The sequence below is a fragment of the Companilactobacillus sp. y65-5 genome, assembly GCF_057541095.1.
The window spans coordinates 1-7,852 of the sequence record NZ_BAAJOA010000017.1; the positions used below are offsets into that span (position 1 = coordinate 1).

Consider the following 7,852-nt stretch of genomic DNA (forward strand, 5'->3'; position numbering starts at 1 on the left):
AGTCGATAAACAGACAAAATGTAGTCGATAAACAGACAAAATGTAGTCGATAAACAGACAAAATGTAGTCGATAAACTTCTGTACGCCCTGGGGGAGTAAGGCGCAATAGGGGTCTAAAAGAGGTTTAAAAGAGGTTTATAAAAGAGGTATATAAGAGGCACCACTGTACGAGATACAAACCTAAAACAAAAAAACACAAAGGAGTGAGCCCAAAAACAGGCTCACATTAAACTTCATTCGCTATGCTCCTTGCGCCTCACGCTGTTCGTTGCCTAAAAGGTGTGGCAAGCCACATTAATTCGGGCGCTGACGCCCCGAACCCCGTCCAAGCTGAGCCAGCTTGACCGCTTTTTCACTCGCCGTTAGGCAGGAAAGCAAGGTTTCTACAAAACTTTGGCTTTCGCCATTTCAGTGTTAAGACTGGTTAAGAGCTGTCAATTCCTTATGCTCCCACGCTTTGCTCGTCCGCTACCATTGACAGCAAATAGTTAGCTTTTCTAAAACTTGATAAAGATTTAACTGCTATGTCCCTTTTTAAGGGCCTTATTTTTTGTTCTCAGCGATTTTAAGGCTATTTATGTATATTTATACCAAAGCCAAAACAAAAAGCCCTCAGGGAGCTTTTAGAGGACTAAATAATGAAGCCTGGTCGATTAATAATATCTTCTTGTCTTTTTTGCAAAATGTAAGTATACACGGAATCATACAAATTCTTTTTAATCTCGTCAGGTTCATTGACAGAAGCTTTAAATAATTCTTGAATATCAACCTGCCAAGGATCAGAGAGAATTTCGTCAATGGGTTTTAATACTTTCTTTTCGTCCAGCTTAATTACTCCTAACATTAAAATAATGATTCCAGGTTAGATACGTAATTCTTGATAGTTAGTTATTAAAATTTTGGTTGAAAGCAACGGGATATGCAACAATTTTTAGCATTTAAAGCATAACAAACTCAGTTAAGTGTAAGCATAAATTGAATTAAGAATACATTCCATTCAACAACGGCAAAAACTGATTTCATGGTTATCAGTAGACCGAGTGAAACGAGGTCAATGCGCACTTACACATCACTCTAAAAACGAGTGATGTAATGGCTAAAAATCATGTATCAGAAGTTGCTTATCGCAACAACAAAATTTCATGCTAGTAGCGTCTCTTAAATGAGTGAGTCTTTGTTTAAATTTGTGATATATTTTTCTGATCCATCAATAACTTACTCAAATATAAAATGCCCCAGCGCTTATTAGTCAATCGCCCTTTGTCATTGATTTTGTAATAAGAATTGCGTCCTATTCGGTTACAATCCTCACAACAAAATGGACCATATAAAACCATAAATACTGCAAGCTATCACATTGTAATACAAAGCACTTCGTTCTTGTATTACAATGTGGCTTGAAAAGGGGGAAGTTTCACTTTCCCCTTTTATCCCCTTTGGATTGTGTCGATTTGCTTTACGCAAACGCCACCTACCCATTTTATAAAAATAAAATGGGCAAAATCTCTTCTTTTTTAATACTATTTTTTCTTACCACTAATAACTTTTGCCACAAACAGCGCCGCACTTGCTGCGGCAGGTACTGCAACTTTTTTCGCAGTACTCACAAATGACTCGAATACTCGAGTGTGCTCACGACAAAAGAAGGCTTTCTTATCAAAAGTTTCTTTATCACAGCTCGGCATCATGCATTTTTTCGGTTTCGATTCTCTCATAATCCTGCTCTCCACTCCTTTTATTTATCACTTCATCAACTAAATAGGTGATTCTGTCAGTCACATCTAGGGAAATTTCATCAAACTTTCCGTCCATACCTTTGTGCGCATTGTCAATCTGCCAGGCAAGCGTTCTTTCAGTATCACCAACTTCTTCAAGTAATGTTTGTCCTATGAACGACTTATAGTTCATTAGTGTTGCAATCAATGCTTGTTGCTCGCCTAATGCAGTGTGAGCAACAAGGTTTAATTGGACAGTTGAATTTAAATAACCAATTGAATTTTGAAGGTGATTATCGATTCGTTGTGCCTCTTTGGGTTTGATTTTGGTATCAATGAAGGCTAGTGCATCATGATGAATGGCTAGCATCAACTTCGCGATAGTGTCGTTATTTGTTTTGACGGCTGAAATCAACAATTCCTTTTTTACTGTCTCGTCATCTGCTGACAAGGCTTCCACGACCTGCTGTCGAGCACTAAAAAACCCAGCATATCTGTCATTATATTGTCCCTGTTCGACTCTTTCAACCAAGCGATTCAGACTCTCTATTTTCTCGACAATATCAGCCAACTGCCCTTGAATAGCAGATAATTCAGGCAAATTACCTAAATTCTGAACAACCTTTTTATCTAGAGTTACAAAGCTCTGGCTCTTCCCGGTTGAAACATCTTTAATGACTGCATAAGTTTCTCCTGTCTTCTTACGAATACCTAAGGTCCACTCACCCGATTTCAGCTTTTCCTTAGCATAATCAGACAGCTTTGCTACGTATTCGACCTCACCCTTGTTCGACAATTCTTCGATAAGTTTTGTCTCTGAAATGTGAGAAAAAACACTTTTTCGTATTTTCTCCGAAAGAGATAAACCAGCCGCTTTTTGCAGCGGAGCCAAAGAGTAAGAATTAAAGTCGTAGTTGTATAAACCTTGATTGGTAACGTCAATATCGGTGTCTTGATTGCTTGGTAATGCTATCTCAAATTCACTCATCCTAGACCTCCTTGTAGATCGATGATTCTATTTATATCATGCTTGATAGTATAGCTCCAGCTTCTTTCTTTCAAAACTATCCAAAATAGATATTATGACAACTGGATTGTTATTTATCAGCTAGATCATGATGAATTGATTTTGTTATTGGTTGCAACTGGCTCCCATGAAATCTTGAATCAATAGCTATAGTTTAGGGGCACTTATAAAAAAATAAATTAAAATAACCCCCGATATCTACATTATAGATATTGGGGGTTATTTTAACAATGTTTTCGAGGGTCTATTTGTATAAAATAGCCCCTGAAATTGCTTGTAGGATTATCACTTGGTGGTTCTCTATTCAGTTACTAACTGTTGGACAGTGTCAGATATGTGAATTTGTGTCTTATACTTCTTAAGGTCATGATTGTTAGTCGCTGTATTTCCCTTATGGTTTAACAAGGCATCTAGCGCTGCTAAGTTGCTAACATAAGTCTGATTAATGTAGGTGCGAGGCACAATACGTGCAACTTTAACATAGCTGCCCTTATGATACGCCATCACATAAGGATCTTTGACCCCAGGATTAAGCCCCGTCGTTAAGGTTAATTTGGTCCATTCATTACCCATCGTATTATCGGTGAACCAAGCGGTCCAGTAACCATTGGTCGCCTTATTGTTAGGAGAAATTTCCTTTTCACTAGGTAATTTAGTGTACCCGACTTTATAGGATAAAAACGGATCAAAGCGATCAATCGTCCCAATACCTTTATAATATCCCAAACATAAAATACCAATACTAATCAGTGCTAGTACGATCAAGCCACCTAAACCAAAAGTCCAACGACGATAACGACTTTTAAGCTTAACATCATGATCTATCTGGGTAGCCAAAGAGGGTTCTTTATCTTTTTTCATTGCAATCTCCTCGTTAAATAGAAGTTTTTCGAGTGAGATGTTAAACAATTGACTCAAAGCATGCATGGTCTCTAAACTTGGCATATTCTTGCCAGTTTCCCAAGTTGAGACCGTTTGACGGGTCACATGTAATTGTTGAGCTAACGCTTCTTGGGTTAAATTAGATTGCCTGCGCAAGGTCTTAATATCGTCTTTAAAGCTCAAATCTCACTCCTCCTAAATCATAATCAAGGATCTAAGGCAATCCTAGCAAGAATTACTAGCATTAGTCACGCAAATATTACTTGCACAACTGGATAGTTTGGTTAGTGTCGCCAATAAAGCATGGAATAGCCTTGTTTAACACAAAAAATAAGGCTATTCCTCAGACAAGAAAAATACTTTATGAGTTAAACGAGGGGAAAGTTGACATATGTGATAACATTTATTTTTGTGAGATCTAAAAAAATAAATAGCTCCACCCCTATAAAAAATACATAGGAATTTTGTTATATGATCAAAAAGGAGGCTATAGGGTGTTTATATTCCATTATAATTCTCTAGACTAATCAGGTACTTTGATCAGCTATTTAGTGAAGGGAGAAAAGCCTTGCAAGCATACACGGATAAAATAATTGAAAAAATAAATAAATATCTTCCCAAAAATGACGAAGAATGGCAGTTTCTCGGGTTTATAAATAAAAAAGAAGCTATATATGCTTTTGGAAATGATTCAAAAATCATTGGCCGGTTATTTGAAGTAATAGTAGTAGACGCCTTGATGAAGGCAGCAAAAGACTTAAACTACATATTACATGAATCTGAGAAACAGACAGTATACCCCGATTTTTATTTTGAAAAGTCAGATAGAAAGCGAATTGCTATTGATGTAAAAACAACATATAGAAAAAATGAAAATTCAAAATATGGTTTTACTGGAGGTAGTTTTACTAGCTTTATGAGAAATGGTACAAAAAATATTTCTGGAACCTATTCTGATTATGAAAAACATTATATCTTAGGAATTGTATATACTAGAGAAACAAAACCATTTAGGGGGAAAACGGAGCTTGAAAATTTAAAAACAATCACTCCTGCATACAAATATGTAGAATGTTTTGTGCAAGAAAAGTATCGTATTTGTGGTGATAAAAAAGGGAGTGGCAATACTGACAATATTGGTACAATTAAATATAATACGATTGCCCCCTTTGTTTATGGTGCTGGTCCATTTGCATTTTTAGGAAAAGAAGTGTTTTTGGATTATTGGACGCATCATCCAAAATATAAAGATAGTCTTCAGACACGAGCAGAGCTTTTTAACAGCTTACCTTCATATTTTTCTTGGATTGAAAAAAGGGATCCTCAAAGGGCTGCTATTTTGTCAAAAAAGTATTCCGAATATTTAAAATTTAGAAGAGAAAAAGACAAAAATGATTGGTGCTAAGTTATAGTTTCCATTGTTCTAAAAAGTGCGTTCAATTGTGGTATTTAAATACCACAATTGAACGCACTTTTTATTCTATTAAAATAATGATATTTCTTGAATTCTGCGTTTTTTAATTTCTTTATTATCATTAAAGTTTTTGCGGTTAACTATTAAGGCCTCAATCATAGCACCTCTATTTTTTTCTTTTGCTCCCAAGTAATAAAAGTGTTCCGTAGTTACCTTAATACCTTTTGACCACTGATCTAAATAATCATTTTTTCTGTACATATTTTCTGACCACATACTAAGAGCATATCCCGCTTTACTGCATTGAGTGATTTGAGCTAATAAATCAGCATTTTTTTCTCCCCAATTATCATAATATCCGTCATACCTTCCGATATATGGTGGATCTAAATATACGAAATCTCCTTCGCTCATCATTTCAAATGCCTTTGGGAAAGACATTTGTATGAATTTCCAGTCTTTTCCAATCATTAATTTTCTAACCCATGCTATTTGATTTACTATTTTTGTGATTAAAGCTTTTTTAAATCTTTCCGGCTTTCTACCGAAAGGAACATTATAATTTCCTTGGCTATTAAAACGCATCATACCATTAAAATTAGAACGTTGTAAAAACAAGAAATCCAAAGATGAATGTTCCTTGTTAAATCTATCTCTAACTTCGTAATAATATGAAGTTTTGTCTGGAGGCGTAGCAGACAATTTAACTGATTCTTTTTCTAAAAATTCTCTAGCTATTTTTTCATCTATTTTACCGGATTGCAAATCATTATAAAATTGAATTATATATGGGTTAGTATCACTAAAAATTGCTTTTCTGGGGGCTATATTAAAGCCCACAACTCCCGACCCCATAAATGGTTCAAAATATGTTCCCTGGCCATCCCAACTAATTGAGTTCATTATAAAAGGTACTAATTTTGTTTTTATCCCTTGAATCTTTAAGGGGGGAACACTTACTTTATCTATTTTATTTGGCAATAAGTCCATATTGATCCTCCTTAAAAAAATATTATTTGTTTTGGCATTTTTTGCCACCGTTTTCGGCTAACTATAAATAGAATTATTGTTATCCATAAACAGTAAAAAAACATATTGTAGTAATTTTTCAAAAACTGGCTAATATTTTTTTGGCCACGTTCTGAAGTTTTGTTTTTTGTAAAAGCTATAGAATTACTACCAAAAATGCCACCAGTGATAATTAGCCTTAATTTTATCAGCCCCATGACTATCCGAAAAGTCATTTTTATTGTCATTTACTAGTGGTTTATAAGACAGCTTAGAAGTTTCAAGTAAATCACTTAATTTGTGTACATGTTCTTTTAGTTCTTTGTTTTCTGTCACAGTTGTTAACTGAAGTTGTTGTTGCTGATCTATTAATTTGGTTAGATGATTAATTTGTCGGTCTTTGCTACTTATTTGCTGATCTTTGGTAGCAAGCTGTTTGTCCCGTTGAAACTTTAAATCTGCTACTTCTCTTCTTAGAGTAGCGATTAGCTCATTATTTTCTTTGCTAGTCTTTGTCGCTTTTTCGCTACCTGTTTGTTGGTTCTTTGCTACCAAGTTCTTTGCTACCTTGCCTCTAATAATCCTTTCAGCTGTAAGGCTGATCACGTTTTTACCTTGACTATCTTTTTGTCGGTTCTTTGTTGGTAGTCTTTGGTAGTGGTATTGAATAGTTTGTTTAGAGACCTTTAATTCATCAGCAAGTTCTCTAATAGTTTTAGGCATGTTTTCCAAACCCCTTTCGGAGTTCAGCAAGCATTTCTTGTCTTGCCTGATCTCTTATTGTTTTATCATGCTCAATCTGTCGTTCGGCTAAAATCTGTTTTTCAGTTGAGCCTAGTGGTAGGCCTTTAACTTTATCGGTAGCACGCCATTTTTCTTGTTCTGTTAATTCACCATTATTCTGGATATTAAAAAGTTTTTGACGCTCATCTTGGAACTTACCTTGAGAAAAGTCGTTTGCGTCTCTTCTTTCAGGCTTCCAAGTAAAAGTATAACCAACCACTGGTTTCCCACGACCTTTACCATATTTTTTTCGTATAGTTAGGCCTCTAAACAAAGGGGTTAGTTCTTCCTTGATTGGGCGAATAACCCTAGATTCAACGTTCGCAGGCTTACTCCAATAGCTTTGTGGAATATCTAGTAGTTCAAAGAAATCATTTTTAGAAAAATAAGCATAACCAGTGGTTCGGAATTGTTTAAGAATACGAAAAGTTGTTTTTGCGTAACTACTCTTTAAATCTCGGAACTCTGTCAAAGCATAACGAACCCAACTTTCGAGATTATTTAGAAGTTTCAACGCTTTGGGATAAATTTGAATATCAACATAAGGAACGTCTGCAGATCCCTTAATTTCAAATCGAGTGAACATGACAAACATCTCTCTATCAAGACCATCTTTACTTCGAGAGCCAAATCTAAGACCTAGTATTTTTTGATATGTACTTTGTATGTCATCAATAAACCGATTATTTGCGGTTGGCTTATAGGCACTTAACTCTTTTAACTGATCAAAGGTAAATCTAACAGTATCATCACCTTTATCACGCATTCTAGAAACTACAGAAAAGAACAAGTTCATTTCTACAGGAGTAAACCTTCGCAAGGGGATTGTATTTAATTCAGGGTCATATTTGACTAATTCATTGCTCATAAAATAACCTCCTTGAATAATACTACCTTATTTGAATACAGTAGTAAATAGATGTAGTCGATAAACAGACAAAATGTAGTCGATAAACAGACAAAATGTAGTCGATAAACAGACAAAATGTAGTCGATAAACAGACAAAATGTAGTCGATAAAC

General features: G+C 35.2%; 8 protein-coding genes and 1 pseudogene. 2 read left to right on the plus strand and 7 right to left on the minus strand.

Annotated features, from left to right (window positions below; all coding sequences use genetic code 11):
• Nucleotides 1–632: 632 nt before the first annotated feature.
• From AC27FM_RS13175 to AC27FM_RS13185, 3 genes are all read right to left on the minus strand, one after another.
• Nucleotides 633–845: a hypothetical protein gene (locus AC27FM_RS13175; protein WP_436665933.1), complete on the minus strand. Its 213-nt coding sequence runs from the start codon at nt 843–845 to the stop codon at nt 633–635.
• A 676-nt stretch (nt 846–1,521) separates the two neighbouring features.
• A complete protein-coding gene (locus AC27FM_RS13180) occupies nt 1,522–1,716 on the minus strand; it encodes a hypothetical protein (protein WP_143443130.1) in 195 nt (64 codons plus the stop codon).
• Nucleotides 1,673–2,704, minus strand: a complete 1,032-nt coding sequence (locus tag AC27FM_RS13185) for a hypothetical protein (protein WP_487088955.1) — start codon at nt 2,702–2,704, stop codon at nt 1,673–1,675. The genes AC27FM_RS13180 and AC27FM_RS13185 overlap by 44 nt, the downstream gene beginning before the upstream one ends.
• 93 nt (nt 2,705–2,797) lie before the next feature.
• Here AC27FM_RS13185 and AC27FM_RS13190 point away from each other — a divergent pair.
• Nucleotides 2,798–2,890, plus strand: a pseudogene (locus AC27FM_RS13190) (type II toxin-antitoxin system mRNA interferase toxin, RelE/StbE family); the annotation flags it as partial.
• A 153-nt stretch (nt 2,891–3,043) separates the two neighbouring features.
• Here the strand turns inward: AC27FM_RS13190 and AC27FM_RS13195 are convergent.
• Nucleotides 3,044–3,808, minus strand: coding sequence for a helix-turn-helix domain-containing protein (locus tag AC27FM_RS13195; protein ID WP_487088957.1), 765 nt, complete (start codon nt 3,806–3,808; stop codon nt 3,044–3,046).
• A gap of 385 nt (nt 3,809–4,193) precedes the next feature.
• Between AC27FM_RS13195 and AC27FM_RS13200 the strand changes: the two genes are divergently transcribed.
• Entirely contained in the window at nt 4,194–5,030 is an 837-nt protein-coding gene (locus tag AC27FM_RS13200; RefSeq protein ID WP_487088959.1) for a type II restriction endonuclease, read from the plus strand.
• Nucleotides 5,031–5,108: 78 nt separating this feature from the next.
• Here AC27FM_RS13200 and AC27FM_RS13205 read toward each other — a convergent pair whose 3' ends face one another.
• The 3 genes from AC27FM_RS13205 to AC27FM_RS13215 all read right to left on the minus strand — a co-directional run bounded on the left by AC27FM_RS13205 (nt 5,109) and on the right by AC27FM_RS13215 (nt 7,698).
• Nucleotides 5,109–6,029 (minus strand): DNA adenine methylase, encoded by a 921-nt coding sequence (locus AC27FM_RS13205; RefSeq protein WP_487088961.1) that lies wholly within the window; start codon nt 6,027–6,029, stop codon nt 5,109–5,111.
• Nucleotides 6,030–6,215: 186 nt separating this feature from the next.
• Complete coding sequence (locus AC27FM_RS13210) at nt 6,216–6,770, minus strand: DUF536 domain-containing protein (protein ID WP_487088963.1); 555 nt, start codon at nt 6,768–6,770, stop codon at nt 6,216–6,218.
• Nucleotides 6,763–7,698, minus strand: a complete 936-nt coding sequence (locus AC27FM_RS13215; RefSeq protein ID WP_487088965.1) for a replication initiation protein — start codon at nt 7,696–7,698, stop codon at nt 6,763–6,765. The genes AC27FM_RS13210 and AC27FM_RS13215 overlap by 8 nt, the downstream gene beginning before the upstream one ends.
• Between the last annotated feature and the right edge of the window lie 154 nt (nt 7,699–7,852).

What these genes read in the sequence shown, in the direction of transcription:
- AC27FM_RS13215 (WP_487088965.1), bottom strand. Translation starts at nt 7,698, where the DNA reads ATGAGCAATGAATTAGTCAAATATGACCCTGAATTAAATACAATCCCC.
- AC27FM_RS13210 (WP_487088963.1), bottom strand. Translation starts at nt 6,770, where the DNA reads ATGCCTAAAACTATTAGAGAACTTGCTGATGAATTAAAGGTCTCTAAA.
- AC27FM_RS13205 (WP_487088961.1), bottom strand. Translation starts at nt 6,029, where the DNA reads ATGGACTTATTGCCAAATAAAATAGATAAAGTAAGTGTTCCCCCCTTA.
- AC27FM_RS13180 (WP_143443130.1), bottom strand. Translation starts at nt 1,716, where the DNA reads ATGAGAGAATCGAAACCGAAAAAATGCATGATGCCGAGCTGTGATAAA.
- AC27FM_RS13175 (WP_436665933.1), bottom strand. Translation starts at nt 845, where the DNA reads ATGTTAGGAGTAATTAAGCTGGACGAAAAGAAAGTATTAAAACCCATT.
- AC27FM_RS13185 (WP_487088955.1), bottom strand. Translation starts at nt 2,704, where the DNA reads ATGAGTGAATTTGAGATAGCATTACCAAGCAATCAAGACACCGATATT.